This window comes from Labrys sp. HAY1-8F, assembly GCF_056754975.1.
Genome location: NZ_JBPGWZ010000002.1, coordinates 3105965 through 3132540, shown reverse-complemented (window position 1 = coordinate 3132540; position 26576 = coordinate 3105965). Strand labels below are relative to the sequence as shown.

General features: G+C 64.8%; 24 protein-coding genes. 13 read left to right on the top strand and 11 right to left on the bottom strand.

All coding sequences use genetic code 11. The annotated features are described in order from the left end of the window. Nucleotides 1-34 precede the first annotated feature (34 nt). Nucleotides 35-2080, top strand: coding sequence for a M3 family metallopeptidase (locus tag ACR9ZN_RS23525; protein WP_481273302.1), 2046 nt, complete (start codon nucleotides 35-37; stop codon nucleotides 2078-2080). Between the two features lie 99 nt (nucleotides 2081-2179). On the opposite strand, the gene olsB is transcribed toward ACR9ZN_RS23525, so the two are convergent. The 5 genes from olsB to ACR9ZN_RS23500 form a co-directional block, all read right to left on the bottom strand. Further along, the gene (gene olsB, locus ACR9ZN_RS23520; protein WP_454816616.1) at nucleotides 2180-3103 is read right to left on the bottom strand and encodes a l-ornithine N(alpha)-acyltransferase; all 924 of its coding nucleotides are present in this window, start codon (nucleotides 3101-3103) and stop codon (nucleotides 2180-2182) included. A gap of 124 nt (nucleotides 3104-3227) precedes the next feature. Continuing rightward, nucleotides 3228-3872: a Pr6Pr family membrane protein gene (locus ACR9ZN_RS23515; protein ID WP_481273301.1), complete on the bottom strand. Its 645-nt coding sequence runs from the start codon at nucleotides 3870-3872 to the stop codon at nucleotides 3228-3230. 67 nt (nucleotides 3873-3939) lie between these two features. Then, the gene (locus ACR9ZN_RS23510) at nucleotides 3940-4593 is read right to left on the bottom strand and encodes a Pr6Pr family membrane protein (RefSeq protein ID WP_454811497.1); all 654 of its coding nucleotides are present in this window, start codon (nucleotides 4591-4593) and stop codon (nucleotides 3940-3942) included. A 177-nt stretch (nucleotides 4594-4770) separates the two neighbouring features. After that, nucleotides 4771-5109, bottom strand: a complete 339-nt coding sequence (locus ACR9ZN_RS23505; RefSeq protein ID WP_454811496.1) for a hypothetical protein — start codon at nucleotides 5107-5109, stop codon at nucleotides 4771-4773. Between the two features lie 104 nt (nucleotides 5110-5213). Next, entirely contained in the window at nucleotides 5214-6752 is a 1539-nt protein-coding gene (locus ACR9ZN_RS23500; RefSeq protein WP_441772246.1) for a YifB family Mg chelatase-like AAA ATPase, read from the bottom strand. 212 nt (nucleotides 6753-6964) lie between these two features. Between ACR9ZN_RS23500 and ACR9ZN_RS23495 the strand changes: the two genes are divergently transcribed. The 3 genes from ACR9ZN_RS23495 to ACR9ZN_RS23485 all read left to right on the top strand — a co-directional run bounded on the left by ACR9ZN_RS23495 (nucleotide 6965) and on the right by ACR9ZN_RS23485 (nucleotide 9908). Continuing rightward, complete coding sequence (locus ACR9ZN_RS23495; protein WP_481273300.1) at nucleotides 6965-7879, top strand: LysR family transcriptional regulator; 915 nt, start codon at nucleotides 6965-6967, stop codon at nucleotides 7877-7879. A gap of 200 nt (nucleotides 7880-8079) precedes the next feature. Further along, the gene (locus ACR9ZN_RS23490) at nucleotides 8080-8835 is read left to right on the top strand and encodes an SDR family NAD(P)-dependent oxidoreductase (RefSeq protein WP_454811492.1); all 756 of its coding nucleotides are present in this window, start codon (nucleotides 8080-8082) and stop codon (nucleotides 8833-8835) included. A gap of 71 nt (nucleotides 8836-8906) precedes the next feature. Continuing rightward, complete coding sequence (locus ACR9ZN_RS23485) at nucleotides 8907-9908, top strand: alcohol dehydrogenase catalytic domain-containing protein (protein ID WP_481273299.1); 1002 nt, start codon at nucleotides 8907-8909, stop codon at nucleotides 9906-9908. Between the two features lie 231 nt (nucleotides 9909-10139). Here ACR9ZN_RS23485 and ACR9ZN_RS23480 read toward each other — a convergent pair whose 3' ends face one another. Next, a complete protein-coding gene (locus tag ACR9ZN_RS23480; RefSeq protein WP_441772249.1) occupies nucleotides 10140-10574 on the bottom strand; it encodes an NUDIX hydrolase in 435 nt (144 codons plus the stop codon). 215 nt (nucleotides 10575-10789) lie between these two features. On the opposite strand from ACR9ZN_RS23480, the gene ACR9ZN_RS23475 reads away from it, so the two are divergent. Further along, complete coding sequence (locus tag ACR9ZN_RS23475; protein ID WP_454811488.1) at nucleotides 10790-11029, top strand: hypothetical protein; 240 nt, start codon at nucleotides 10790-10792, stop codon at nucleotides 11027-11029. Nucleotides 11030-11133: 104 nt separating this feature from the next. Continuing rightward, nucleotides 11134-11568: an N-acetyltransferase family protein gene (locus ACR9ZN_RS23470; RefSeq protein WP_481273298.1), complete on the top strand. Its 435-nt coding sequence runs from the start codon at nucleotides 11134-11136 to the stop codon at nucleotides 11566-11568. 36 nt (nucleotides 11569-11604) lie between these two features. Here the strand turns inward: ACR9ZN_RS23470 and ACR9ZN_RS23465 are convergent, their stop codons facing one another. Together ACR9ZN_RS23465 and ACR9ZN_RS23460 are read right to left on the bottom strand one after the other, a co-directional pair. After that, nucleotides 11605-12474: a hypothetical protein gene (locus ACR9ZN_RS23465; RefSeq protein ID WP_441772252.1), complete on the bottom strand. Its 870-nt coding sequence runs from the start codon at nucleotides 12472-12474 to the stop codon at nucleotides 11605-11607. A gap of 179 nt (nucleotides 12475-12653) precedes the next feature. Beyond that, nucleotides 12654-13829: a citrate synthase gene (locus tag ACR9ZN_RS23460; RefSeq protein ID WP_481273297.1), complete on the bottom strand. Its 1176-nt coding sequence runs from the start codon at nucleotides 13827-13829 to the stop codon at nucleotides 12654-12656. A gap of 105 nt (nucleotides 13830-13934) precedes the next feature. Between ACR9ZN_RS23460 and ACR9ZN_RS23455 the strand changes: the two genes are divergently transcribed. Then, entirely contained in the window at nucleotides 13935-15026 is a 1092-nt protein-coding gene (locus tag ACR9ZN_RS23455) for a citrate synthase/methylcitrate synthase (protein WP_481273296.1), read from the top strand. Between the two features lie 55 nt (nucleotides 15027-15081). On the opposite strand, the gene ACR9ZN_RS23450 is transcribed toward ACR9ZN_RS23455, so the two are convergent. Then, nucleotides 15082-16278, bottom strand: coding sequence for an MFS transporter (locus ACR9ZN_RS23450; protein WP_481274387.1), 1197 nt, complete (start codon nucleotides 16276-16278; stop codon nucleotides 15082-15084). A gap of 262 nt (nucleotides 16279-16540) precedes the next feature. On the opposite strand from ACR9ZN_RS23450, the gene ACR9ZN_RS23445 reads away from it, so the two are divergent. The 3 genes from ACR9ZN_RS23445 (at nucleotide 16541) to ACR9ZN_RS23435 (ending at nucleotide 20430) form a co-directional block, all read left to right on the top strand. Beyond that, nucleotides 16541-17536, top strand: a complete 996-nt coding sequence (locus tag ACR9ZN_RS23445) for an AraC family transcriptional regulator (protein ID WP_434958828.1) — start codon at nucleotides 16541-16543, stop codon at nucleotides 17534-17536. Nucleotides 17537-17952: 416 nt separating this feature from the next. After that, nucleotides 17953-19404 (top strand): biotin carboxylase, encoded by a 1452-nt coding sequence (locus ACR9ZN_RS23440; protein WP_454811478.1) that lies wholly within the window; start codon nucleotides 17953-17955, stop codon nucleotides 19402-19404. A gap of 48 nt (nucleotides 19405-19452) precedes the next feature. Then, nucleotides 19453-20430 carry a C45 family autoproteolytic acyltransferase/hydrolase gene (locus tag ACR9ZN_RS23435; protein WP_441772255.1) on the top strand — a complete coding sequence of 326 codons (978 nt, stop codon included), beginning with the start codon at nucleotides 19453-19455 and terminating at the stop codon, nucleotides 20428-20430. 13 nt (nucleotides 20431-20443) lie between these two features. Here the strand turns inward: ACR9ZN_RS23435 and ACR9ZN_RS23430 are convergent, their stop codons facing one another. Beyond that, on the bottom strand, nucleotides 20444-21238 hold the full coding sequence (locus ACR9ZN_RS23430; RefSeq protein ID WP_434958825.1) for a restriction endonuclease: 795 nt from the start codon (nucleotides 21236-21238) through the stop codon (nucleotides 20444-20446). A gap of 95 nt (nucleotides 21239-21333) precedes the next feature. On the opposite strand from ACR9ZN_RS23430, the gene ACR9ZN_RS23425 reads away from it, so the two are divergent. Both ACR9ZN_RS23425 and ACR9ZN_RS23420 read left to right on the top strand, forming a co-directional pair. After that, a complete protein-coding gene (locus tag ACR9ZN_RS23425) occupies nucleotides 21334-21555 on the top strand; it encodes a SlyX family protein (RefSeq protein ID WP_322434554.1) in 222 nt (73 codons plus the stop codon). Between the two features lie 28 nt (nucleotides 21556-21583). After that, on the top strand, nucleotides 21584-21895 hold the full coding sequence (locus tag ACR9ZN_RS23420) for a hypothetical protein (RefSeq protein WP_481273295.1): 312 nt from the start codon (nucleotides 21584-21586) through the stop codon (nucleotides 21893-21895). A gap of 70 nt (nucleotides 21896-21965) precedes the next feature. On the opposite strand, the gene ACR9ZN_RS23415 is transcribed toward ACR9ZN_RS23420, so the two are convergent. Next, nucleotides 21966-25271, bottom strand: a complete 3306-nt coding sequence (locus ACR9ZN_RS23415) for a GH36-type glycosyl hydrolase domain-containing protein (RefSeq protein ID WP_481273294.1) — start codon at nucleotides 25269-25271, stop codon at nucleotides 21966-21968. A gap of 407 nt (nucleotides 25272-25678) precedes the next feature. Between ACR9ZN_RS23415 and ACR9ZN_RS23410 the strand changes: the two genes are divergently transcribed. Then, entirely contained in the window at nucleotides 25679-26566 is an 888-nt protein-coding gene (locus ACR9ZN_RS23410) for a bifunctional 5,10-methylenetetrahydrofolate dehydrogenase/5,10-methenyltetrahydrofolate cyclohydrolase (protein WP_434958822.1), read from the top strand. Nucleotides 26567-26576: the final 10 nt, after the last annotated feature.

Genomic DNA, 26576 nt, shown 5'->3' with positions numbered 1-26576 from the left:
CTGCTATAAGGGCCGTACCCGAATCGAGGTCCTCATGTCCGCTGACGTCAATCCCCTCCTGGCCCGTTGGTCCACCCCCTTCGAAGCGCCGCCCTTCGCCGATATCCGCACCGAGCATTATCGTCAGGCCTTCGAAGCGGCGCTGGCCGAAAACAAGGCGGAGATCGCCACGATTGCCGACAATGCCTCGGTGCCGAGCTTCGACAACACCCTGGCGGCGCTGGAGCGTTCGGGCCGGGCGCTCGACCAGGTCGCCTCGGTGTTCTTCAACCTGGCGGGCTCCGACACCAATGACGAATTGCAGGCGATCGAGCGCGAGATGGCGCCGATCCTGTCGCGCCATCACACCGCGATCTATCTGAACGACGCTCTGTTCCGGCGTATCGATGCCGTCTTCGCCCGGCGGGCGGAGCTCGGCCTGTCGCCCGAGCAGGCCCGGGTGCTCGATCGCTATCACACCGCGTTCCGTCGGGCCGGCGCCGGCAGGCCCGAAGAGGTGAAGCAGCGCCTGGCGGCGATTTCCGAACGCCTTGCCAGTCTCGGCACCCAATTCGGACAGAACGTGCTGAAGGACGAGAAGGCCTGGTCGATGAAGCTCGACGGCGAGGCCGATCTCGCCGGCCTGCCCGATTTCCTGCGCGCCGCCAGCGCCAGCGCCGCGGCGGATCGCGGTGAGAGCGGCCATGTCGTCACGCTGTCGCGCTCACTGATCGAACCTTTCCTGCAGTTTTCCGCCCGCCGGGACCTGCGCGAAACGGCCTTCAAGGCCTGGCTCGCCCGCGGCGAGGGCGGCGGCGAAACGGACAACCGCGCTTTGATCGCCGAAATGGTGGCGCTCCGGGCCGAGCGCGCCAGGCTCCTGGGCTATCAGACCTTCGCCCACTATCGCCTGGACGATTCGATGGCCCGCACGCCTGAGGCCGCGCTCGATCTCCTGCGCTCGGTCTGGCAGCCGGCCCGCAGCCAGGCCGAACGCGAGCGCGAAGGCCTCGAGGCCCTGGCGGCTGGGGAAGGCGACAACATCGCGCTGCAAGCCTGGGACTGGCGCTATTATGCCGAGAAGAAGCGACGTCAGGAATTCGACCTCGACGAGGCCGAGCTCAAGCCCTATCTGCAGCTCGACAAGATCATCGAGGCAGCCTTCGACACGGCCCACCGCCTGTTCGGCATCACCTTCACCGAACGCAAGGACGTGCCGGTCTATCATCCGGACGTGCGGGCCTTCGAGGCTACGGATGCGGCCGGGACGAGCATCGGCCTGTTCTATGGCGATTATTTCGCCCGGCCCTCCAAGCGCAGCGGTGCCTGGATGAGCGCCTTCCGCAGCCAGGAGCGGCTGAACGGCGCGATCAACCCGATCATCGTCAATGTGATGAATTTCGCCCGCGGCGCGGATGGGCAACCGACTCTGTTGTCCTTCGACGACGCCCGCACCTTGTTCCACGAGTTCGGCCATGGCCTGCACGGCCTGTTGTCGGACGTCACCTATCCCCTGCTCTCGGGCACCAACGTGGCGCGCGACTTCGTCGAATTCCCTTCTCAGCTTTACGAGCACTGGTTCGAACAGCCCGAAGTGCTGCAGCGCTTCGCCGTGCACTATCGCACGGGCGAGCCGATGCCGAAGGCCCTGCTCGATCGCCTGCTCGCCAGCCGCACCTTCAACCAGGGTTTTGCCACGGTGGAATATGTTTCCTCCGCCCTGGTCGATCTCGAAATGCATTTGTTGAAGGAAGCCGAGGGCTTCGATGTCGGCGCCTTCGAGGCCAAGGTGCTCGGCGAGATCGACATGCCCCGGGCGATGGTGATGCGCCACCGGCCCCCACATTTCCAGCATGTCTTCTCGGGCGACGGCTATTCCTCGGCCTATTATTCCTATCTGTGGTCGGAGGTGCTCGATGCCGACGGCTTCGACGCCTTCGTCGAGACCGGCGACATCTTCGATGGCAAGACGGCCCGCAAGCTCAAGCAGTTCGTCTATGCCGCCGGCAACCGGCAAGATGCGGCGCAGGCCTATCGCGACTTCCGCGGCCATGATCCCAAGCCCGAGGCCTTGCTGAAGAAGCGCGGCCTGGCGGCATGATTGGAGCGCGGACATCCTGCCCGCTCTTCTTTTCAGGCGCGCATGACGGTTGCGAAAGCGGACATTGCGACATGCAAGCATGTCGCAATGTCCGCGCTCCTAAGCCGCGTGCCGCTCTGCGCCCGCGCCGAAATGATCGACATAGCGCGGATTGATCTTCTCGACCGGCAGGACCACCAGCACGTCGGTGGTGCCGAACTGATGATCGATAACCGCGCCGTCGCCAAAGCTGGCGCCGAGGCGCAGATAGCCTTTGATCAACGGTGGTAGGGCATGCAGCGCCTGCTTGACGTCGATGCCTTCCTTGGCGATGCGGTTCATCGAGACATAGCGCTCCGGCACCGCCTTGACGCTCCACTCGCCCTCGGTAGCGGCATGGTGATGCAGGAAGGCGAGCGGCAGGGCAAGGCGGCTCGGGTCGGTGCCCTCCAGGCTGGCGCAGCCCAGCATCACGTCGATCTTGTGATGCAGCACATAGGTCCAGATGCCGTGCCAGAGCAGCTCCACCGTGCGCTTGTTGCGATAGGCCGGCAGTACGCAGGAGCGGCCGAGCTCGAGGAAGCGGCGGCCAGGATGGGCTGCGATCAGCGGCTCGATTGCGTATTCGGCCGTCGAATAGAAGCCGCCATGGCGCTCGGCCACGTCCTGGCGCAGCAGGCGGTAGGTGCCGACCACCCGCCCGCCCGGCTTGCCCAGCCTGGTGGGGGCGTCATGGTCGATCACCAGCAGGTGGTCGCAGAGCGTGTCGTAATCGTCGCGGTCACGCCTGGAGATCAGGGACAGCGCGTCCGGTATGGCGGCCATCTCCTCGTAGAACACCTGATAGCGCAGCTTCTGCGCTTTCTTCACGTCCCTGGCGGTCTCAGCCAACCGTACTTCCAGGGAGCCGATGCGTCCGAGAGTCATCGGCAAACCGATATTCTCGATGCGACGCTGGCGCAAGGCCGGCTTGAGCCGGCGGCGCGGCGCCAAGGGCACGATGCCGGCCGGCAGCTTGCTGCTCCAGCCGCGCGGATCGATCATTGCAAACAAGCCTTTCGGCGGCGTCGTCGGCATCTTCAGCCCCTGCCCGAATCCCCATCCCACAAGCATCATCACAGTTTTCGCACGGATTTGTGACAACAAGCCGCAGCGCCGAGCCGCCCGCTCAGGCGGGCTTCGCCGGGGCCAGGGCGCGATCGATCGCCACCACGATCAATCCCAGCCCGAGGAAGCCTGCCAGGATGACGAGGCCGTTGGCGAGGGCGCCGCCATAGCCGAGAACCGTGACGTCGGCAAAGGGGTAGAGATAGCGCCCGGCCAGTGCGCCGTAGAGCAGCGAATAGGCGACATAAAGCAGGGGGTAGAGCATCCATGCGATGGGATCGCGCCAGCGCAATTGTCCCTTCGGCACGAAGACGAGCCAATAGAGCACGAACAGCACCGGCACGATTCGATGCAGCACGTTGTCGACCGCGAGTGTCAGGCCGCTCATCGGGCGCAGCCCGGTGAGCAGGGCAGCAAAGATCACGCCGACCACGAAGATGTAGATGGCTACGGCCGCCCGGGTTCCAGGCCGGCTCAGGAAGCCGCCCCGTTCCCCGAGGAGGGCACTGGCCCCGGCCACGATCGTCACCAGCGTGTTGGTGAGCACGGTGAAGTAGCTGAAGACGAGGATGATGCCGTCAAGAGCGCTGCGTCCCTGCGCCTGCACGGTCTCGACACCCAGCAGCACCTGCAGCAGCACGGCGCTGCCCGCGATGAGGGCGATCACGCCGGCGACGACGCATCCGAGCCTTTGGTTGCCTGTCACGCCATACCTCGTCCTGGCTGTGATCGGCAGCGTAGCATAAGCGCCATCATCATGATGCCGTCGACGGTCACTGCCGCGCCCGGACCACGGAGCCGGCAAGGGCGCGATCAAGCGCCACCAGCGCAAGGCCGAGGCCGTAGAAGGCGGCGAGGATCAGCGCAGCATAGCCGAGCGCGCGGGGATAGCCGAGCACCGGCACGTTGGAAAAGGGGTAGAGATAGCGCCCCGTCAGCGCGCCATAAATCAGCGAGTAGACGACGTAGAGCGCCGGAAAGGTCAGCCAGGCCAGCGGATTGCGCCAGGTCAGCTGGCCCTTCGGCACGAAGATGAGCCAATAGAGCGTGAAGAGCACCGGCACCACCCGATGCAGGGCGATGTCGACGGGCACGGCGAGGCCGGTCAGCTGCCGCAAGCCGGCGAGGAACACGGCATAGATCAGGCCGACGATGATGATGTAGACGGTGACGGCGGCCCGGGTCGACGGCCGGGTCAGGAAGCCTCGGGCTTCCCCGCGCAGGGCACAGGCGGTGGCCACCACGGCCAGGATCACATTGGCCTGCAGGGTGAAATAGCTGAACACGGTGACGAGGCCATCGATCGCCGTCCGGCCTTGCGCCATCACCGCCCCGACCACGATCCAGGCACGCAGGGCAACGGCGAGCCAGGCCGTGATGGCGATCAGCGCCGCAAAAAGGCGTCCGGCTGCCTGGCTGCCCGTCATGAATCACCCCGATTGCTGCTGCGGCTGGCGATACAGTCTAGAGCGTTTTCCAGAAAAGTTGATAGACTTTTCGATTAAGAAAACGCGTCAGAACAAAGAGTTAGAGAAAAAGTGCGACTCGCGGAAATCACACTTTTCTCTAAGCCGCATCGGCCGCGGCTGGCCAGCGTGGAGCGATCAATAGGGGTCACTGCGCTCCAGGATCTCCTGGCCCATCAGCACGCAGTCGCCCGGCAACTGGGCATAGATCAGGTGCATGCGGTAATTGCCTTTGTAGATCGAGCCCTCGACCTCGATCACGTCGAAGCGGCCCTTGCCGACCAGGGCCCCGACGGTGCCGATTGCCCTCACGCTGTCGGGATCGACCTGGGCGCGGTCGTCATTGTCGGAATGGAAGGCCAGCAGCTTGGCGGCCTGCTTCACGGCGGCATCGGCGCAATGGGGGCGGGGAGCAGCGTGGGAAGCAGCGGTGCCGGCGAGCAAGGCGAGGCAGGCGAGAAGGATGGGTATGCGCATGACATGTCTCGGGTGAACATCGGCTGGGTGTGTCTGCAGATAGCGGCTTGGCGGCCGTGTCGCCAGCCTGTCCATGTCGCAGATAGCGCGTGATAAGGTCGAGCCTAGGCCAGAACCGTCGCCCTGTCCGTCCTCGCCCGGTAGCTCAACGCTTCGGCGATGTGGATGCGGCCGACATCGGTCTCGCCGTCGAGATCGGCCAAGGTGCGCGAGACGCGCAACACGCGGTGGAAGCCGCGGGCCGACAGGCGCATGGCCTCCGAGGCATCGCGCAGAAGCTTGGTGGCTCCCGCGTCGGGGCGGGTGACCTCCTCGACCACATTGACCGGCACGCTGGCATTGGTGGAGCCGTCGGGCAGGCCGAGTGTGCGGTAGCGTTGGGCGGCACGGTCCCGGGCTTCCGCCACCCGGGCCGCCACCTCGGCCGAGCCTTCGGCGGGCGGTGGCAGGATGAGGTCGGCGGCGGAGACGGCGGGCACCTCGACGACGATGTCGATGCGGTCGAGCAGCGGGCCGGAGATGCGGGCCTGATAGTCGGCGGCGCAGCGCTCAACCGGCCCGCGCCGGCAGGCGAAGCCCGGATCGTTGGCCTTGCCGCAGCGGCACGGATTCATGGCCGCGACGAGCTGGATCCGAGCGGGATAGGCGACGCGGGCATTGGCCCTGGCGATCACGGCCTCGCCCGACTCCAGCGGCTGGCGCAGGGCATCGAGGGTTTGTGGTGCGAATTCAGGCATCTCGTCGAGGAAGAGCACGCCGTGATGCGAGAGCGACACTTCGCCGGGCCTGGCATGGATGCCGCCGCCGATCAGGGCCGCCATCGAGGCCGAATGATGCGGGGCGCGGAAGGGGCGCCGGCTGGTGAGCTCGCCGCCGGCGAGTTGGCCCGCCACAGAATGGATCATCGAGATTTCCAGGAGCTCGGCTGGCACCAAAGGCGGCAGGATCGAGGGCAGCCTTGCCGCCAGCATGGACTTGCCGGAGCCGGCCGGGCCGATCATCAGGAGATTATGCGCACCGGCGGCTGCCACCTCCAAAGCGCGCTTGGCGGTCTCCTGGCCCTTGATGTCCTTGAGGTCGGGCAGGGCGGCCGCTGGCGCGGCGATGCGCGGCTGCGGGCGGGAGAGCAACTGTGTGCCCTTGAAATGATTGACGAGCTGGATCAGCGAACGGGGGGCGAGAATGTCCATCTCCGGGCTGGCCCAGGCCGCCTCCGGCCCGCAGGCGGCGGGGCAGATCAGGCCAAGCCCGCGGCCATTGGCGGCGACGGCGGAGGGCAGCACGCCGGCGACCTTGGTGATGGTGCCGTCGAGGCCAAGCTCGCCAAGCACGCAATAGCCCTCCAGCGCGTCATGGGGAATGGCGCCGATGGCGGCCATCACCCCGAGCGCGATGGGCAGGTCGAAATGCGAGCCCTCCTTGGGCAGGTCGGCCGGGGCGAGATTGACGGTGATGCGCTTGGCCGGCAGGGCGAGGCCGGCGGCGGTGAGGGCGGCGCGTACCCTCTCGCGCGCTTCCGACACCGCCTTGTCGGGCAGGCCGACGATGGTGAACACCACCGAACCGGTCATGATCTGGACTTGCACGTCGACCTGGCGCGCTTCCACGCCCTCGAATGCCACCGTCGCGACGCGCGATACCATCTCGTTTCCCCGTCAGCCTCCCCGACGATAGCGGGGAAGCACGGCATCGCCAAGCAAAATGAGAACAAAACGTGATTACAGACTGCAAAATCGATACCGCTTCGTGGTTTATGTGACCGTTGCGCATGGCAAGACACTTGTACCGATCTGCAATGGAAACGCCGAACGAGCTGGGTATAGTCATCCCAGCGCTCCGATCAGGCAGGCCTCATTTGGATCAGATACTCGCCATACGCACCTTCGTTCGCGTCGCCGAAGCCCGGTCCTTCGCCAAGGCCGCGGACGCAATGAGCCTGCCCCGTTCCTCCGTCAGCAAGCTGGTGCAAGATCTCGAGGCGCATCTTGGAACGAAGCTTGTCGAGCGAACGACGCGCTCGGTGACAATGACCACGGAGGGCGCCGCCTATCATGAGCGCGCACTGCGCCTTCTGGCCGATCTCGACGATATGGACGGCATCGTCGCCGGCTCTCGCAGCACCCCGAAGGGCAGGCTCCGCGTGGACATCGGATCGGTTCTGGCAAACAGGATACTGATCCCCTGCCTCTCGGACTTTCAACGCCAGTATCCGGACATCGACCTTCTTCTGGGCGTCAGCGACCGCTCCGCTGACCTCATAGGCGAAGGAATAGACTGCGTCATCCGTGGCGGTTCCCTCGTCGCTTCTGCGATGAAGGCAAGGAAGCTGTGCGAGCTTGATTATGTCCTCTGCGCAGCGCCCAGTTATCTCGAAGGTCGGGAGCCGCCCGCTCACCCTGACGATATCCACGGGCACCGGGTCGTCAGCTATTTTTCGGCATCGTCTGGAAAACGATTTCCATTGCGCTTCCAGAGGGTTGACGAACGGATAGAGTTCATCCCGTCGGCGAGCGGCCTCTCGGTCAACGAGAGCACCGCACATCTCAATTCGCTGCTTGCCGGCTTGGGGATCGGGCAGAGCTTCGGTTTCCTTGCAAGACCTCATATTGAGTGCGGCTCGCTGGTCGAATTTCTTCCCGCCTGGAAGCCGGAGAACCACGTCCTGCACCTCGTCTATCCCGCAGATAGATTTCCCAATCCTCGATTGCGGGCATTCGCGGACTGGGCCCAGCAAGTGTTCGAGCGCGTCGACGCCAGGCGTGGCGACTAGGTGCCCGAGATTGTCCATGTGAATGGATAATCTCTTCATACCGGGCCGCTTCTCGCCGTCGGACTGACGAATTAGCTTCTCCACATCGGACGGCAACGACAGGCCAAGGGCCAACGCCACCTCCCGAACAGTTTCAAAGCATCATTGGCCGCGTTCGCTCGGGATGATCCGCTACGCGTGCCCAGTAACAGGAGAGTAAGATGACCAATAGACTTGCGAACAAGATCGCCGTCGTTACTGGCGCAACCAGCGGCATCGGCCTTTCGACCGCCAAGCTCTTTGCGGCCGAAGGCGCCCGCGTCTATATCACCGGCCGCCGCAAGGACGCTCTGGACAAGGCAGTGGCCGAGATCGGCAAAGGGGCAGTCGGTGTTCAGGCAGATTCCAGCAACAATGACGATCTCGACAGGCTCTTCGCTCAGGTGAAATCGGAACAGGGGCGCCTGGACGTCCTCGTCGTTAACGCAGGCGGCGGCAGCATGCTTCCGCTTGGCCAGATCTCCGAAGAACAAATTGACGACACCTTCGGCCGCAACGTGAAAGCCGTCATATTCACAGTGCAGAAGGCGCTCTCGCTGCTGGGCAAGGGCTCGTCCGTCGTACTGACCGGTTCCACCGCCGGTACCGAAGGCACTGCTGCTTTTTCCGTTTACTCGGCGTCCAAGGCGGCCGTCCGCAACCTGGCCCGTTCCTGGGCTCTCGACCTCAAGGGCACCGGCATCCGCGTCAACGTCGTTTCGCCCGGTGCGACCCGCACGCCCGGCCTCGTCGAGCTTGCCGGTGACGACAGGGAGCAGCAGCAAGGCCTCCTGGACTACCTTGCTTCGCGCATTCCGCTCGGTCGCGTTGGAGAATCGGAGGAAATCGCCAAGGCGACGCTATTCCTGGCTTCCGACGATGCAAGCTTCGTCAATGGCGCCGAGCTCTTCGCCGATGGCGGCCAGGCCCAGGTCTAATCTTGAGTCGGGATCTAGTCTTGAGACGGGGGCGGCCGGTATCTGCTCCCCATTTTCCAGGAGGGTCAGCAATGCGCGCTACAGTCTATTTCAAGCACGGAAAGCCTGAAGAGGTCCTTCAGACTGTCGAAGTCGAGGAGCTCGAGCGCCCGGGACGCGACGAAGTTCTGATCCGCGTCCTCCTCCGTCCCGTTCACCACGGCGATCTGCTCGGCGTAACAGGACGCTACCAGCCGGGATCGATCGTCCCGGAGCGCGGCGTCCGTGTCGGCTTCGAAGGCTATGGCATCGTCGAACAGGCAGGGGACGGAACGGATCTGAAGCCAGGAAGGCGCGTTGCCTTCTTCCCCGGACGCGGAGCCTGGAGCGAGAAGGTCCTCGTTTCCGCCGCGTACGTCACCGAGATCCCCGACGATGTGTCGGACGAGGCTGCGGCACAGCTTCACGTCAACCCGCTGACGGCTGCGCTTCTCCTCAGAGCCGTCGAGACTTCGGGGGCGAAGCCAGGTCGCGATTCCGTGGTACTCACCGCTGCGGGGGCCGCCGTTGCCAGATTGACGATCGGGCTTCTTCTCGATCGCGGATTCGATGTCGTCGGCGTCGTCAGACGCGAGGCCGGCGTGAACGAGCTCAACGTCGTGTTTCCCGATCTGCCTGTTGTCTCCACCGACAAGCCCGGTTGGCAGGAGAAGGTCATCGCCGCGGCGGACGGGCATCCGATCTCCGTCGTCCTCGATCCGGTTGGCGGCGAAACGGCAAGTGCCGCTGTCGGGCTGCTGGCTCAGGGCGGCAGCCTTGTTTCCTACGGCGATCTTTCCGGCCAACCGATTTCCGTCCTGGCACTCTATTTTTCGACCCGCGATATCCGCATTTCGGGAGTGACGATCGGACGGTGGTCGAACCTGCCCGCCGAGATTCGCAAAGCTGATCTGGAGCTGGCGCTCGAACTTGCTTTTACCAAACCGGAACTGTTCACGGTCGAGAAGACATTCAACTTCGCGGATGCGGGGCAGGCTGCGGCACTTGTCCAAAAGCCAGGCAGGACTGGTACGGTCCTCCTGGCGTCGCGCTGAAACGTTTTGCGATTTGGTGGAATCACCGGGAAACCTTGCCGCCAATCGCGCGGGAATGGCGCCGTCGAGGCCGAGCTCGCCCAGGGCAGGTCGGCGATGGTGAACACCAGCGAACCGGTCACGATTCGGACCGACCCGGGCAGATCGCGGGTCTATCCATGCGGTCGTTCTTGAAATGGAGGCGCAGCTATTTCAATGCGCCTTTGCGAGATCGACAGATCGTAAGGCGTTTCAGGGTTTCACGCCCTGCAGCAACGACGATAATCCCGGCTCTTCGACGACGAGAGCCGCATCTGCCGGCAGGACCCACCGCACCTGGCGCTGACCGATTTCTTTCCAGGTCGGCAATGTCGCATTCACATGCAAAGGGTACACTGCGACCTCGACGAGATCGAAGTGCTCAGCTCGGCGCTTCCAATAGACGAAGCTGCCGCAGGGTTCCTCGGCGACCGTTCCGACCAGGCCGGCTTCCTGTTCGGCCTCGATTCTCGCGGCTTCCCAATCATCGCGCCCTTTCATCGGCCATCCCTTCGGGATCGACCAACGGCTGGTCTCGCGCGTGGTGATCAGGCACACTTCGAGCTGCCCATCCCGTTCGCGCACGGGAAGGGCAGCCACTTGATGCCGTATATCGGGCTGGCGCTTCTTTTTGTCCTTCTTGGGCATGGCTTAGTGAGTATAGCGCAAAAGAGCGGATATTATGTCAGATATTCGACCTTGATTGTTGTTTTGGCAACATATGACGATCGAAAGAAAGCCTGCTGTTTCCCGCTGGCGATGGTGGGGGTCAATTCCCTGTGCGAGATCCGAAATGCGCGCCAGTGACGCCATCGAATGCCGATCGCCTTTTATACCGACCTGCAGAAAGAGGATGATTGCCGATGGATCCCAAGGAAGAATGGCTCCGCTATAGCGGCTGGGACGCCAGCGAGCATGACCGCTGGCTGCGCGACAGGATCGCGTCGCTCTTCGACCTGCAGAACCCCACGTCGAGGCAGCAGCAGCTGCTGCATATGGCGAGCTTGCGGTTGACGCTTCAGGATCTGCCGGCCGCCGCCTATCCAGGCCAGGAGGCCGAGCTTCGCGCTTTGGCGGAAACCGAGTTCAAGGACCCGGCCTGAGCGGCGGAGGCCAAGAGCGAAGATTCGAGAACGAACACTCAATCGAAAGTGAGCTATCAATGCCCATGGATGTCCGGATCGCGTCTCCTCGGGACGCCGGCCCGATGGCCCAACTCATCAACGAGATCATTGCGATCGGAGGAACCACGGCGCATCGCCGGCCCTTTGACGAGCATCGCATCCTTGATGAGTTCATCGCCGCCAAGCGCGGAATCTGCTGTTTCGTGGCGGTGGACGATGCGCAGATCCTGGGGTTCCAGGCCCTCGAATGGTGCGATCCGGACTGGCCGGGCGAGGACCGTCTTCCGGCGGACTGGGCGGTCATCGCAACCTATGTAGCACCCGGGGCGCATGGCAGGGGCATTGGCCGCGCCTTGTTCCTGGAGACCGCGAAGGCCGCCAAGGCGGCGGGCGTACGTTTCATTGACGCCACTATCCGCAAGGAGAACGAGGGCGGCCGGGCCTTTTATGCCGGTATTGGCTTCGTCGATTACCGCACCGGAGACGAAAGCGTTTCAAAGCGTTTTGCACCCGGCTGACGCTTGGCGTCGCCGCTCGGCTGTACGGGACTTGGCTCAAGGAAGTGGCAGGAGCGCGAGGCTGTCTTTCAGAATGTCGGCCGGAATCAGGCCGTTGCCTTCGCCGGAGAATTGTATGTCGTGGAGCCACCAGCGTGCGTTGGCCTTGGCATAGGTCAGCCGGATGAACATCGTTTTTCTGTCGCTGATCGCGGCGTAGTAGAATTGCTGCCGGATGCCATCCATTTCCCTGTCGATGATCTTCCGGATGTGGCTGAAATCATATTGCTTCACATTGGCGAAGAGCCCGTCGACGGAGCGTTTCATGCCCTCATCGGAATTGGGGATGACCTGCCGGACGGCATTTGTGGCACCGTCGTAGTTCCGCCTAGCGATGCTGGTCATGATCTTCTCGCTCGTCTCGTCGACCGCCGTGGCCGGTCCGGTCCGGTTGGCGCCCGTCAGGCCGACCAGGCTGCCTTCGAGGAGGGAGGCCGGAAAGATCGCACTCGCGGAGCCGGTTGCAAAGCGAAAATCCCGATGGCGCCAACCGGCATCGCTCATCCGATAGGTAAAGCGCAGATAGACCGGTGTGTAATCGTCGACCCGCATTGAAAGATAGATCTCGCGGATGGCCTCCGGGAAAGAGAGGTCGAGCACCTTGCCGATTTCGGTGAGTTTGCGCCCCTTGAGCGGGGCCAGGGCATTGCGCAGGCTCTTCCCGAATTCGCAATCGGTGGGGTTGTCCGCACCGCAGCCAATCTTCGCTACGCTGTCGAAATCCTGCCGGGCCAGCGCATCGACATAGTGCCGGACCTGGGCTTCGGGATCGTCGATCAGTGGTATCTCCTCGGCGGTGGCCAAGCGGGCGAGGCCGAGGAACAAGGCGAACGACAGAAGGAGGCGACGCTTGAGATGGCGGGGCATCCGCTTTTCTCCAATGGAGTGAGGTCGGGCCTAGGCAGAGTTTCCCGGCCGGCCCCACGGGTGGCGCGCGATTTGACCCTGCTGTTCGCCGGAGGAAGGCAAGCATGGAGCGGGCCGCTATGCAGTGCCATGCGAAACAGAGGCCGCGCCCCGTTGCTGGCGTCGTCAGGGCCGACCGTTCAATCTGCTTCCGGCCCGGGCACGCCCGTCTTCAAGGCCGGACCGTCATAATGCGCACGCGGGCGGATCAGGCTGCCCCGGGCCGTCTGCTCGAGCATATGGGCGATCCAGCCGACGGATCGGGCGAGGGCGAAGAGCGTGAACGGGGCGCTCGCCGGCAGGCCGTAATGGTCGGCCAGGGCCGCGAGGGCGAAGTCGACATTCGGTGGTTCATCGCTGTGCTCCGCCACGGCCTCGCGGATGCCCTCATAGATCTCGCTGCAGGAGAAGCAGGCCAGCAGGGCGGCCGCCCGGGGATCCCCGTTGGGATAGAGCGGGTGGCTGAAAGCGGGCAGGCGATGGCCGCGGGAGAGCCAGTCATGCACGGCGCGCCGGGGGCCGACCCGGCGGGCGGTCTCGGCCAGGGCCTGTACGCTCACGGCGGCCGTGCCATGCAGCGGTCCGGCAAGGGTGCCCAGCCCTGCCAGCAGGCCGGCGGCCAGCGGAGCGCCCGTCGATGCGGCCGTGCGGGCGGCGAAGGTCGAGGCGTTCAGCTCGTGATCGGCCAATAGCACCAAAGCCCTCCGGATGAGGTCGGCGGCATTGGGAGCCTGCCAGGCCAATGCCGCCCGCTGGTGCAGCGGCAAGGCGCCATCGGCCCCGCCCCCGAGCATCGCCGCCGCCATGGTGCCGACCAGCCCCGCCGCTTCCCGGCAGAGCACGGCATGCGAACGCCCGCCGGTGGGAAAGTCGTGGCTGGCCCGCCTCGCCAGAGCGAGCAGCGCGGCTTCGAAAGGGTTGGCCGGGATCGGCATGCCCCTGACCGTGGCTGGGAAGGCGAGATCGACCCTTTCGACCTGCCAGAGTAGCTTGGCGGTCTCCTCGAGGCTGGCATGGTCGGAAAGGCCGATGGCATCCTCGCCGCGATACCACAAGCGGCCGTCCGATATCGTCGACAGGCCGGAGGCCAGCACGGGCTCGCCGAAGGAGATGGTCTGCGTGGCGACGTCGGCGACGCTGCGGCGCCCGGCATGGCGTCCTGCCAGCCGTTTGACGTCCTCGCCATGGTAGAGGCTGCGCCGCACATCCTGCGGATGCGGTTTGGTGCGGATCCTGCCGCGGCTGACATTGGCATAGAGCGTCTGCGGCTGGACCTTGAGGACGGCGAGAGCTTCTTGCGAGGTGATCCAGGGCATCGGCGCAAACCAGGCTGATATATTGACGATATCTATCAAGATTGACGTCAATGCTAAAGCGTCAGCATGCTTGTCGCAATACGAGGTTTCATTGAGGAGATTGCGATGAACAATGGATTGGACGATGTCATTGCCACCGAGACCGTGATGTCGGACGTGGACGGCCTTGCCGGCCGGCTCGTCATTCGCGGCCATTCGCTCGACGATCTGGCCGGCCATGTCGGCTATGAGGAACTGGTCGGCATCCTGCTGGACGGCTTCTTCCAGGATCTGCCCGGTCCGAAGGAACTGGCGTTCCGTCTCGGCGAGGCCCGCCGCGAGGTGTTCGAGGCGCTGATCCCGGATGGTCTCGCCGCCGAGAACCTGCCGGCCACCGATGCCCTGCGCGCGGCCCTGGCCCGCCTTGATGACGGTGAGGATCTTGCCCTGGCGCTCCGACTGATTGCTGCGCCCGCCGTGCTGACCCCGGCCATCATCCGCCACAAGCGGGGTGAGGCGGCCATCGCGCCGGATCCGGAGGCCGGCCATGCCGGCGACATGCTGCGCATGCTGCATGGCACCGTGCCTCGCCCGGAAGCGGCCGCTGCCCTCGACACCTATCTGGTCACGGTCAGCGACCACGGCCTCAATGCCTCGACCTTCACCGCCCGGGTCGTCGCCTCGACGCAGGCCGGCCTGACCTCGGCGGTACTGGCGGCACTCAGTGCCCTGAAGGGCCCTTTGCATGGTGGCGCGCCGGGCCCGGTACTCGACATGCTCGACGGCATCGCGGCTTCGCAGACGGCCGAGGCGTGGCTGGAGGCAGCTCTCGACAGGGGCGACAGGCTGATGGGCTTCGGCCATCGCATCTACCGCGTGCGCGACCCGAGGGCCGAGGCGGTCAAGCGGGCCGTTACGGCGCTGTTCGGGCCCGGCAAGAACGACACGGGTCGCCTCGCTTTGGCCGAGCATGTCGAAGCGGCCGCGACCAGCATTCTTGCCCGCCGCAAGCCGGACCGCTCCCTTCAGATCAATGTGGAGTTCTATACGGCGTTGCTGCTCGAAGCGCTCGGCTTCCCGCGCGAGAGTTTCACCAGCATCTTCGCCACCGGGCGGGTGGTAGGCTGGATCGGCCATGCCCGTGAGCAGGTGCTCTATGGCCGGCTGATCCGGCCGCAGTCCCGCTATGTCGGCCCACGGCCCGACCAGGCCGCCTGAAACGCACGAAAGCGGGCTCCGGTGCCGGAGCCCGCTTTCGAATCTTTGCTGGACCTCAGGCTGTCGCTGTCGCCAGACGCGAGCGTACGCCCGCCAGGATGAGCAGGACGGCCAGCAGGAGAACCAGGCCGGCTGCGACGAACACGCCGCTCGCGCCGCTGACGTCGAAGATCGTGCCGCCGCCGGCGGCGCCGAGGGCGATGGCAAGCTGGATCACCGCCACGATCAACGCCGTGCCGCTTTCGGTTTCATCCGGCACCGCGCGGGTGATCCAGGCCGTCCAGGCGACCGGCACTGCGCCGAAGGCGAGGCCCCACAGGGCAATCAGCACGGTATCCGCCAGGGGAGCGCTGCCGAGGCCGGCGAGCATCAGGCCGAGCACACCCATCGCCAGGGGCATCGCGGCCAGGGTCAACCTGAGGCTGCGCTCGAGGAGGAAGCCGCCGAGGAAGGTGCCGAGGAAGTTGGCGATGCCGAAACCGAGCAGGATCGCCGACATCGTGCTCACGCCGACCCCCGTCACCGTTTCCAGGAAGGGCCGGATATAGGTGAAGAAGGCGAAATGGCCGGTGAACACCAGGGTGACCGCGACCATGCCGAGGCCGATCTGCGGGCGCATCAGCACCTCCCACAGCGTGCGCAGGCGGGCATGCCCGCGCGGCTCCAGGCGCGGAAGGGTAGCGAACTGCACCACCAAAGCGAGGACGCCGAGGCCGGCCCCCATGATGAAGACGGCCTGCCAGCCGGCTATGTCTCCGACATAGCTGCCGACCGGAGCGGCGAAGACGGTTGCAGCCGAGACACCGCTGAACAGGATCGACAAGGCGCGCGGCACCATCGCCTCCGGCACCAGCCGCATCACGGTGGCGGCAGACATGGTCCAGAAGCCACCGAGCGCGATGCCGAGCAGCACCCGCCCGAGAATCAGGAAGGCCAGGCTCGAGGCGGAGGCGACCAGCAGGTTGGAAGCGATCAGCAGGATCGAGAAGGCCAGCAACACCACACGGCGGTCGAGACGCCGCGTCAGCGTCACCACGAGCAGACTGGTGATCAGGGCCACCGTGGCGGTTGCGGTGACGGCCTGCCCGGCCACGCCTTCGGTCACGCCGAGATCGCGGGCCATCGGCGTCAGCAGGCTGGCCGGCAGGAATTCCGCCGTGACCAGGCCGAACACGCCGAGCATCATGGAGATCACGGCGCCCCACAGGGCGTTCTGCGATCCTGGGGCAGCCGTCACGTCGGCTGCGGGCATATCGTCCTTGAAAGCCCGGTGCAGGCTGCGATCCGGCTCGATCGCATCAAGCGTCGAGGCGGTCTGCAACGCTTCGCTCATCTGTCTCGTCCTGTCGAAGTGACCTGGAGCCAAACGCGTTCAGGCGGAAACGCTCATTTGCTCCAAACTCTTTGGTTTGACGCGTTTTGCAATTCTTGGTGTCCCGCCAAATCGCAAAACGCTATCGCGTTGCAGCAACATAGGGTGGACATGTCGGACGATCCATGTCATCAAATCCGGAATGCTTTACCATTCGTCCGGACTTGAGCGCGTGCGCCGCGATAACCCGCCGGCAGACCTGATGAGCGAATTGCTCCTCGGGATGCGTCTCAACGGCGTCCAATATCGGCGCCTGCATGCCGCGCCGCCTTTCGGCGTTCATTTCGGTACTGTCGAGGGACGGGCCCAGTTCCATTTCGTCGCCTGCGGTACGGTCTATCTGCGCATGGCAAGCGGCGCGGTGCACAGCCTCGGGCCGGGCGATGCGGTGCTGCTGCCGCGTGGCGGAGAGCACGACCTCGTTTCCGCACCGGACCTGCCGAGCCAGGATGTCGGCACCTACGAGGCCATCCCGCTCTGCAAGAGCGTCAGCGCCGTCTCGGCCTGTGCCGAGGAGACCTGCCCGAGCCGGCACGCCCATGTCTTCAGCGGTTGCATGGAGTTCGATCTCGGCGGCATGCATCCGCTGGTCGCCCAGATGCCGGAAGTGATGCTGGTCGGCACGCTGCTGGAGCGTCAGCCGGAAATCGAGCCGATGCTGCGGGCGATGGAGCGCGAGGTGCTCACCGAGCGCGTCGGCTCGGCAGGGATCCTGGCGCGGCTGGCCGACGTGGTGTCCGCTTCCATCGTGCGCGGCTGGGTGGAATGCGGCTGCGGAGAAGTGGGCGGTTGGCTGGACGCGCTGCGCGATCCGCGCTTGAGCCGTGCCATCGGCGCCATGCATCGCGACCCCGGCCGGGACTGGACGGTGGCGGAACTGGCCCAGGAGATGGGCGCCTCGCGTTCGGTCTTCGCCGAGCGTTTCCTGGCGGTGACAGGCCAGACGCCTTTGCGTTACGTCACCGAGTTGCGCATGCGCCTGGCAGCCGAATGGATCGGACGCGACCGCATGTCGATCGACACGGCCGCCCAACGCCTCGGCTATGCCTCGCAGGCTGCTTTCAGCCGCGCCTTCAAGCGCGTGACAGGCATGCCGCCGGGTGCTCTGCGCACGGAAGGCCCCCACGCGCAAGCCTGAGGGCGGCAAAAGACGACACCGATGAAAGTGTGGCTTTCTCCTTCTGCAAGACGAGAAGGCAGTCTGGCTTCATGTGTCTCGACCGAGATCCATCATCCGTTATGGCTATTGCTGGCACGGTTGCCGGCCTGCTGGAAGTGTGTCAGAAATTTGGCGGAGAGGACGTCGCCCCATAGAAGGGAGCCTCATGCCGGCTGGTGAGCCTGTTGTCGCCTGGTTGAGCCGTCGCAGGCCTGCTGCGGCACTTTTGGAGTGCGACAAGGGCGGCTGGGCCAAACGCTTGGTTTTCACCTCGCCGGTTTTCCCTCGCCGATACCCCACGGGACGACGGTGCGCTCTTCGAGCCCCGCGCTTCGCCTCTTTGGCCGTACAAGCCCTCCAACACGGCAAACCCTGCAGAGAATGGGATCCCCATCATGAGCGGACGTGAGAAGCTGCGCAGCCTGAGCGATATCTATCGTTTCCTGCGCATGAACGAGACGCCGATCTATGTCGTCACGCCGACGCCCTTCAACCTGCTCGGGCTCGATGAGTGGGTGGGTGGCCTGGAGTTCATCAATTATTTCGACATTTTCGACGGCAGGCACCCGCGTGTCTTCGTGCCGCCGCGCACCGGGCCGGTCGAGTTCAAGTCGATGGAGGACGTTGCCAACTATCTGGTGGCGCACCCTGCCTTCAGGGCTCGTATCCGCAAGAAGCCGCGTGGCAAGGCGATCTTCGTGATGTTCGACGAGGAGACCGAGGAACTCTGCGCCGAAGCCGGTGTCGATGTTGCCCTGCCGAAGGCCGCCTTGCGCACGAGGCTCGATTCCAAGATCGAGACGACGCGGCTCGGCAATGAGGCGGGCGTCGCCAGCGCCCCCAACACCATGGGCTTGGCCAGCAGCTACGAAGAACTCGGCGTGCTGGCCGCTGCAGCGGGTCTCGGCAGCGACCTCGTGGTGCAGACGCCCTATGGCGACAGCGGGCGCACCACCTTCTTCGTCAAGAGCCAGGCCGACTGGGATAAATACGCCGCCAAGATCATCGGCCAGGACTTGAAGGTGATGAAGCGCATCAATCACCTTCCCGGCACCATCGAAGGCTGCTGCACCCGCCACGGCACGCTGGTCGGCCCGGTGATGACCGACATTACCGGCTTTGCCGAGATCACGCCCTATAAGGGCGGCTGGTGCGGCAATGACGTCTCGCCGACCATTCTGCCAGGCGATGCGCCCGATCGGGTGCGCGAGATGGCACGCAAGCTTGGCGACCGGCTCTATGAGGAGGGCTATCGCGGCGTGTTCTGCTGCGACTTCCTGCTCGATACCGATACGCACGAGGTCTATCTGGGCGAACTCAATCCGCGCGTCTCCGGCGCTTCGCCGCCGACCAATCTGATCACCACCATCTATGGCGGCTGCCCGCTCTTCCTGTTCCACCTGCTCGAATTCCTCGATGTCGATTACGACCTCGACGTCGAGGCTGTGCAGAGCCGCTGGAAGGAATATGACCACTGGACCCAGCTCATCCTCAAGCAGACCGAGGATAAGGTGGAGATGATCACGCGGGTGCCGCAGTCGGGCATCTGGCGCATGAATGATCGCGGCGAGATCGCCTATCAGCGCTCCGCCCTCGACCTGACCAGCGTCGGCGACGAGAACGAGGCCTTCTACATGCGCGTGTACGGCGTGGGAGAATATTGCTACCATGGCGCCGATATGGGCTGTCTGCTGGCGCGAGGCCGGATGCAATCGGACGCCCGGGAACTGCTGGCGCGTGCCAAGAAATGGAACGCCGGCATCAAGGCGCAGTTCGAGTCGGTGCCTCTGTCCGCGATGACCGCCATCGTGCCGCCGGCGGACATGCCGTCAGCCAAATGGATCTAGCGGAAGTGGATCTGACCGAACGCGCCCGAAAGGCATGAGTGGAAAGAAATGAACGTAGGGTTCCGCAGCTTGCGGGAACAGGGGCCTGGCCCGGCTTGGAACGCGGTGTTCCAGGCCGGCTGGCCGGGCTGGCGACAATGGTTTCTGGAACGGGGCGGCGCGCAGGCGCCCAGCCTCACCGATGCGACGCGCGCCGTGCGGCGCTTCATGCCGGAAATGGAGGGGCTGTGGTCCGGACTGGTGGCGGCGGTGCCGTCGGACGAGGATGTCGCCCGCTTCCTGAGTTTCTGGACCCCGCCGCGTTATCTCGTCCATTGCAGCCAGGCCGTATTGGTCGATGATCACGGTCCCATCCTGGTGCGCAATTACGATCTGGCACCGGAGCTGAACGAGGGCACGCTGCTCCGCTCGCGCTGGCGCAGCCGGGACGTCATCGGCATGGTGGACGGTCTATCCGGCCTCGCCGACGGCATGAACGATGCCGGCCTGGTCGTCTCGCTTACCTTCGGGGGCCGGGCCGTGGCCGGCAGGGGCTTCGGCGCGCCGATGATCGTGCGCTATCTCCTGGAGGTCTGCTCCGACACGCATCAGGCGGTGGAGGCGCTGCGCTCGGTTCCCTGCCACATGGCCTACAATGTCACGGTGCTCGATCGCCAGGGCCGTTGGGAGACGGTCTATCTCTCGCCCGACCGGCCGGCGATCGTCTCCGGCAAGGCCTTCACCACCAATCACCAGCTCGGCGTGGAATGGCCGAGGCATGGCCGCCTCTCGCGCACCCTGGAGCGGGCGGCAGCCCTCGAGCAGATCCTGGCGAACCCAGCGCTCGACGGGGAAGGATTGTCTGCGGCCTTCCTGACGCCGCCCTTGCTGACGACGAGTTACGCGCTGGGCTTCGGCACGGTCTACACGGCCTGCTATCGCCCGGCCGCTGGGGCCGTGACCTTGCTCTGGCCCGGCCAGGCCGCAAGGCACTGGACCTTCCAGGACTACGGCCAGATCGAGTTCGAGGTGTCCTATCCGGATTGAGGGTAAAGAAGCCTCATCGCGCCGGCTGCAGCATGGCCTCGAGATCCGGCAATTCACTGTGATGGACGAGGAGCACGCCAAGCTTGCGTGCGAGTTGTTCGGCCGAGTTGGTGAAATCCCGGTTGGAGACCACCACGGCATAGTCGGCGTCGGTGAAGCCGGCGGCGGCATGGGCTTCCTGCACGGCTTTGTTGCCCACGGGGTTGCCGAAATAGAGCTTGCATTGCAGGGCGACGGTGGTGCCATCGCGCTGCGCCAGGATATCGATGCCCTGATCGCCGGACTGCCCTGTCACTTCGGCCTCCCAGCCCGCCTTGCGCAGGAGATCGGCGCAAAGATGCTCGTAATCCTGTGGCGAGATCTCTTCCATGGCGTCGGGAATGCGGGCGTCGGGTTCCACCGCCGCCCATTTGCCCACCATGCGGGTGGCAAGGGCGTCGAAGCGGGCGATTTCCTTCTCGTCGAGAGAGAGCTTGGTGGAGGCGCGAAAGCGCACTAATTCATCCCGCCATTTGTCGAACTCCTCGGCGCCATAGGCATTGACGCGCACGAGCTGGCGATAACGCTTGGTCAGAGCCGGGCCGTGGCGGCGGATCAGGCGGCGCCATTCGGGGCTGTCGCCGCCGACGGGCAAAAAGCCGAACCACGTCAGCAACCAGATCAGCACGAGGGCGGCAAGGGCCAGGCCGGCGGCCAGGCCCGTCAGGCGGTCGAGACGCGCCAGATTCATCGCGACGATGAAAACGATCGCGAATTTGGTCAGGCTGACCCATGCCGACGCGCGAAATATGCCGAATCCCCGAAACATGGGCTGGTTCTAGCGCAAATATCTTGCCAAGAGGTTGGATGAGGCCGGTACTGTCCGACACGACGAAGCGAGAATTGACGAAAGCGGGAATTGCCATGACCGAGATCGAAACGCTCAGCGCCCGTGTCGACGCGCTGGAGACGCGCGTGGCCTTCCAGGACGAGACCATCGAGGATCTAAACCAGGCTGTTATCGCGCAATGGAAACAGATCGAGGCGCTGAACCGTCTGCTCACCCAGCTCTCGGACCGCGTCGAGATCAGCGAGCAACGCGCCGATCTCGCCGGTTTGCCCGAACCGCCGCCGCCGCATTATTGAACACAACGCATTCATGCCGGAACCCATCGTGACCGAACCTTCGCAAACCAACTCCCCGATATCGCTCGCTCAGGCTGCTCACCTTCTGGGCGTGGAAGCCAAGACTCTGGCCAATGTTGCACGCCAGCACGGCTTCTTCACGGCCATGGGCCGCGAGGTCTTCTTCACCGAGGCGCAGCTTAAACAGGTGAAGGCGCTGCTGTCGGACAAGGCGCGAGCCGAGAAGAGGGCGGCCTTGCGCAAGAAAAAGCCTGTCTCCACCTTCGGCATGCACGAGAGCACGGAGCTGCGCAAGCAGCGCCGCCGCACCAAGAAGCGCCAGGGCAAGAAGGAAGAGTAGGGGTTCTTCCGGGTGTGCGGACGTCTCGTCCGCTCTTGGACACGCGGCGCGTGCACCCAGGAAGAGCCTTCTACGCCAGGTTCGACCGGCTGCCCTCAAGTCCTGCCACCATCGGTGGGTTTTCTTCCCTCACCCCGAAATGCCGGCGCTTGCCGAGCACCTGCTCGACGATGGCGCGGGTGAACAGCCCAGGGCCGCTCGAATAGATGCGCCAGCCACCATCGACGTCGATCGTTCCTGTTCGCACGCGACCCCATTCGGCACTGGCGACGTAGCGATCGGGGAAGGCGGCATCGGAAGAAGAGAAATAGGTGTTGCGCTGGCGCAGCGAGGCATTGGGCAAATGCTGCGTCACGGCGATCGGATTGATCAGGGCAAGGCCTTCCCAGGCCTTCTGCGCCTCGCCGAGCTTTGCCAAAGCCTCGCAATAACGCAGATGGGCATGCACATACATCAGGCCGATCTCTCGCCCGAAGAAGGACGAGGATTCGGCGCGGCGGAACAGCTTTTCCGGGCCGCCATCGTAGACGACGGGCCGATCCATCAGATGGGCACCGTCCGGCAGCAACAGATGCTCCTCGATCAGCTTGAGGTGGTGGCGGGCTTGGGTCTGCGTGAACAGGCCGCCGATGATGGGCTGCGTCATCGAGATCAGCGAATAGGACAGGCCCGTCCTGGTGTCGCTGGGATGCAGCAAGAGCTCGACGCCGCCCGATTTGGCGTCAACAGGCGCAATATCGGTCTCACCGGGCGCTGCCTCCGCCTCGCCGAAGATGGCGTGATCGAACAGGCCATAGCCGGCCACAACGCCGTCGCGGATCAGATGCTGGTTGAAATCGCCGCGCATCCGGGCGGCAAGATCGGAAAGTTCGGCACTGCGGGCCGTCTCGCCCCGACGCTTGAGGATGGAAGAATAGCGCACGACCTGTTCGTAGAGCAGCGCCATCGTCCAGCTCGACACCATCCAGTCGCGCAGATGCGGATCGGCGGGCTGGAGCGAATCGTTCCAATCGCCTTCGCCATAGCGCACCAGATGCGTGCCGGGGATGAAGCTGGCCGTGACGGTTTCGAGGAGCTTGTCGACATGGCTCGAGAGCGTCGACCGTGTTGGGGTCGCCGCGTTCTTGTCGTCGCGCCAGGGCGTCTCGGCGTCGAGCACGGTGAGGTCGCCGGTGGCTTCCACATAATCGCACAACGCTTTCAGCGGCCAGACGATGACGTCACCATGGCTGTCGCCCGCCCTTATATAGGGGTAGGGATCGAGCATGAACCATTGCGGCCAGTCCCCCCGCGACTGCGACTGCTCGCCGAACAAAGTGAGGAGGATGTGGCGCACCTCGGCATCGTGCTCGAGGGCCAGCATCAGCTCGATCGGCCCCTGGCAGACGTCGCGGGTGCCCCAGGCGGCGCCGGTATATTGTTCCAGGCCATGCGGCACGGTGAGGTGCATCATGGCGTCATGGGCGAGCCAGGGCAGCATCAGATCCTGCGCCTCGACATCCGGGCCGGTGCCCTCCAGGCGCAGGTCGCGGGTGAGAAGGCTCCAGAACCGCCGTGCCGGGACGAGCAGGCTCTCGGCATCCGGACCGGCGGCAAAGCGGTCGGCCAGCTTCTCGCCCTCGGCGGCCGATGTCATCGAGCCGGTGACGGCGAAGACGAGTTCGTTGGTGGCATGCGAGCGCAGGGCGACATAGGCGCCGTCGCGCGCCTTGCCGTCGACATAGAGGAGTTCGTCACCGCCCACGGTCTCGACCGCGGATGGCGTCGAGGTGACCAGGTGATAGGCCGCTTCCTTGTAGGTCTGCCCCCACAGCCAGTCCGAGCCCGGCGTGAGGCTGATGCGCTTGGCGGCGGCATCGATGGTGATGGTGCCGGTCTGCTCATAATCGCGCTCGCCCATCACAACATGGCCGAACACCAGGAAACGGCAGGGAGCCCCCTCGACGGTGACGCGCCATTGCATGGCCGGCGCATCTCCCGCGGCCACGGCCCGCACGGTCACGGTACGCCCGGGCAGGCGATAGATCCATCGGGCATCGCTGAGCCCGATGTCGAAGGCGCTCGGTACGCCCAGCAGGCTCCAGCCGTCGCCATCGTCCATCAGGATGCGCAGGCCGCTGCCGCGCGTGATGTTGTAGGGATCGCGCGAGACCGAGAACAGCTTGTGAAAGGAGGTGTTGCCGATGGTGAGCTGCGCTCCGAACACGCCATGCATCCAGGCGGTGGAGCACAGGGTCGCATCATCGAGCCGCATGCTGGTGCCGCTGCGTAGCAGGGCGCCGTGGCGGCGTGGCACCTGTGCTTCCTTGGCTGCGAGCACGACATGCCGGTTCTGCCCGCCATCCGGCACGAAGAAGGATAGCAGGGCGCCGTTCTGCACTTCCTCCGCCAGGCGCTCGGGGTAGCGCGCCGCGAGGTCTCCGGCTTCAAGCGGGAGCACCGGCAGCGGGGCGGCATCCTGCACGAGGCTGCGTGCCGGATCGGTCGGAGACGGCGCGTCCGTGCCGGTTTCGCTGGCCCGGCCGGCAGCGGCGACGGCCGCCGGTAGATCGGCTGGACCGGAAGCGGCAGGGTGGTTTGGCGTAAACAATCCGAAGAAGGTAATGTCAGCTTTCGAGCCTTGCCCGATGCTGACGGGCCGGGATTGCAGGGCGATGCAGCCGACCTCGTGCTGGCGGCGCTGCGAGGGCAGGTCGGTGCCGAAAGCCGCGTCGAACACGCCGGTGATGCGATAATCCGGGCCGAGGACCTGGATCGCGTCGGTGGCAAAGGCCACCGCACCGCTGGTGCAGCCTTGCGCCAGCCAGGGGAACTTGCCGCCTTGCGACAGGTTCTGCCGGCTCATCAGCACCGGGCCGAGAGCCTCGTGCTTTTCGACATGGTGATCGAGATATTGCGAGACATAGGCTTCGCTGTTCATCAGGAAGCCGCGGCTGCCCAGGCCGACATCCTGGATAAGGACGAGATCGCAGGGCTGCGCCGCACCTGCGCCCGACAGCTCGATTTGCCAGAACCAGAGCGCCTCGCCGGGATGGAGGGCAAGCCTCACCCGATAGGCGATGCTGCCGGCTTCGCCCTGCCAGACCGCGCTGGAACCACCAGCCGCGAATCGGCCTTTGGCACCGGGGCCGACCAGTTCCTGCACGATGGGGCTTGCGCCGCCGGCGCGCAGATAAAGCCGGCTGATGCCGCCATGGATAGGCGATCCCAGCACCTGGTTGAGCGTGACCCGGTCCTTGCCGTCGTCATGCTCGATGGCGAAGACCGTGCCGTTCTCCAGGAAGGAGACGCTGAGGCCGCCGGTGTTTCGGATGGTCCTGAGCTGGAGATCCTTTTCGCGCGGGATTGTAAATTGGCGCGTGCTGCCATCCGCCATGGCCTGTCTCCTCAAGCTGGCAGACCGATGCAGAGGCCTGCGAATCGCAGGGGCATTGGTCGACCTTGTCAGGACGCTACTCGGAAGGCAAAAGCGGGCCCTGTCAACGGTTCCAGGCGCGCGAGCGTCTACCTCTCCAGTGATGTTGCGGTTCCAAGTTGCGGAAGAGACGTCCGCGCTCTCAGCCGTGGCGGTTCATGCTCGAACCCAACCAATGTCGCGCTGGAAGCGGCGCGGCTGGGAGCGCGGACATCTCTTCCGCATCCTGCCTTTCCAAATCGCCCGTTCATCTGAGGGAAAAACAAGACAGAACAGGACGAGATGGGCTTGTTGCAGAAGGCGCCGCTGCGCTATAATTTATTCTGAAGAAAGAAATTCCACTGTCCGTAAACCATCGAAAGCTCGCCATGACCGAATTGATCGACGGCAACGTCCATGCGGCCAATGTCCGCGCCCGCACCAAGGTTCGCGCGGAGGCCTTTGCCGCCGCTCATGGGCGCAAGCCGCGCCTCGACGTGGTGATCGTCGGCAACAATCCGGCAAGCCGGGCCTATGTGAACACCAAGGCCAAGATGGCGCATGAGACGGCGATCGATGGCCGACTGATCGAATTACCCGAAACCGTCTCCAAGGAAGAGCTGCTCGGCGTGATCGCGGGCCTCAATGCCGATGCGGGCGTCGACGGCATCCTGGTGCAGTTGCCGCTGCCCGACCATCTCGATGGCCAGATGATGATCGATGCCATCCATCCGGCCAAGGATGTCGACGGCTTCCACCCGATGAATGTCGGCAAGCTGTTCACCGCGTCCAAAATCGACCCGGAAGCGATGCTGATCCCCTGCACCCCGCTCGGTTCGCTGCTGATGCTGCTCGACACCGTGGGCAAGGAAGGGCTTTCCGGCAAGAAGGCGGTGGTCGTCGGCCGCTCCAACATCGTCGGCAAGCCGATGGCGCAGTTGTTGCTCGCCTATGACTGCACCGTCACCATCGCCCATTCGCGCACCAAGGACCTGCCCGCCGTCTGCCGTGAGGCGGACATCTTGGTCGCCGCCGTCGGCCGGCCCGAGATGGTCAAGGGCGACTGGATCAAGGATGGCGCCGTGGTCATCGATGTCGGCATCAACCGCGTGCCCACCGAGGATGGCAAGGGCCGCATCGTTGGCGACGTCGCCACCAAGGAAGCCATGGGCAAGGCTTCCTACATCACCCCGGTTCCCGGCGGCGTCGGCAAGATGACGGTGGCCTGCCTGCTGCACAACACCATCGTGGCCGCCGAAGCGCGGGTGAAGGGGTAGGCGCGACACC

What these genes read in the sequence shown, in the direction of transcription:
- ACR9ZN_RS23525 (WP_481273302.1), top strand. Translation starts at nt 35, where the DNA reads ATGTCCGCTGACGTCAATCCCCTCCTGGCCCGTTGGTCCACCCCCTTC.
- olsB (WP_454816616.1), bottom strand. Translation starts at nt 3,103, where the DNA reads ATGATCGATCCGCGCGGCTGGAGCAGCAAGCTGCCGGCCGGCATCGTG.
- ACR9ZN_RS23510 (WP_454811497.1), bottom strand. Translation starts at nt 4,593, where the DNA reads ATGACGGGCAGCCAGGCAGCCGGACGCCTTTTTGCGGCGCTGATCGCC.
- ACR9ZN_RS23505 (WP_454811496.1), bottom strand. Translation starts at nt 5,109, where the DNA reads ATGCGCATACCCATCCTTCTCGCCTGCCTCGCCTTGCTCGCCGGCACC.
- ACR9ZN_RS23500 (WP_441772246.1), bottom strand. Translation starts at nt 6,752, where the DNA reads ATGGTATCGCGCGTCGCGACGGTGGCATTCGAGGGCGTGGAAGCGCGC.
- ACR9ZN_RS23490 (WP_454811492.1), top strand. Translation starts at nt 8,080, where the DNA reads ATGACCAATAGACTTGCGAACAAGATCGCCGTCGTTACTGGCGCAACC.
- ACR9ZN_RS23485 (WP_481273299.1), top strand. Translation starts at nt 8,907, where the DNA reads ATGCGCGCTACAGTCTATTTCAAGCACGGAAAGCCTGAAGAGGTCCTT.
- ACR9ZN_RS23480 (WP_441772249.1), bottom strand. Translation starts at nt 10,574, where the DNA reads ATGCCCAAGAAGGACAAAAAGAAGCGCCAGCCCGATATACGGCATCAA.
- ACR9ZN_RS23475 (WP_454811488.1), top strand. Translation starts at nt 10,790, where the DNA reads ATGGATCCCAAGGAAGAATGGCTCCGCTATAGCGGCTGGGACGCCAGC.
- ACR9ZN_RS23470 (WP_481273298.1), top strand. Translation starts at nt 11,134, where the DNA reads ATGGCCCAACTCATCAACGAGATCATTGCGATCGGAGGAACCACGGCG.
- ACR9ZN_RS23465 (WP_441772252.1), bottom strand. Translation starts at nt 12,474, where the DNA reads ATGCCCCGCCATCTCAAGCGTCGCCTCCTTCTGTCGTTCGCCTTGTTC.
- ACR9ZN_RS23460 (WP_481273297.1), bottom strand. Translation starts at nt 13,829, where the DNA reads ATGCCCTGGATCACCTCGCAAGAAGCTCTCGCCGTCCTCAAGGTCCAG.
- ACR9ZN_RS23455 (WP_481273296.1), top strand. Translation starts at nt 13,935, where the DNA reads ATGAACAATGGATTGGACGATGTCATTGCCACCGAGACCGTGATGTCG.
- ACR9ZN_RS23450 (WP_481274387.1), bottom strand. Translation starts at nt 16,278, where the DNA reads ATGCCCGCAGCCGACGTGACGGCTGCCCCAGGATCGCAGAACGCCCTG.
- ACR9ZN_RS23445 (WP_434958828.1), top strand. Translation starts at nt 16,541, where the DNA reads ATGCTTTACCATTCGTCCGGACTTGAGCGCGTGCGCCGCGATAACCCG.
- ACR9ZN_RS23440 (WP_454811478.1), top strand. Translation starts at nt 17,953, where the DNA reads ATGAGCGGACGTGAGAAGCTGCGCAGCCTGAGCGATATCTATCGTTTC.
- ACR9ZN_RS23435 (WP_441772255.1), top strand. Translation starts at nt 19,453, where the DNA reads ATGAACGTAGGGTTCCGCAGCTTGCGGGAACAGGGGCCTGGCCCGGCT.
- ACR9ZN_RS23430 (WP_434958825.1), bottom strand. Translation starts at nt 21,238, where the DNA reads ATGTTTCGGGGATTCGGCATATTTCGCGCGTCGGCATGGGTCAGCCTG.
- ACR9ZN_RS23425 (WP_322434554.1), top strand. Translation starts at nt 21,334, where the DNA reads ATGACCGAGATCGAAACGCTCAGCGCCCGTGTCGACGCGCTGGAGACG.
- ACR9ZN_RS23415 (WP_481273294.1), bottom strand. Translation starts at nt 25,271, where the DNA reads ATGGCGGATGGCAGCACGCGCCAATTTACAATCCCGCGCGAAAAGGAT.
- ACR9ZN_RS23410 (WP_434958822.1), top strand. Translation starts at nt 25,679, where the DNA reads ATGACCGAATTGATCGACGGCAACGTCCATGCGGCCAATGTCCGCGCC.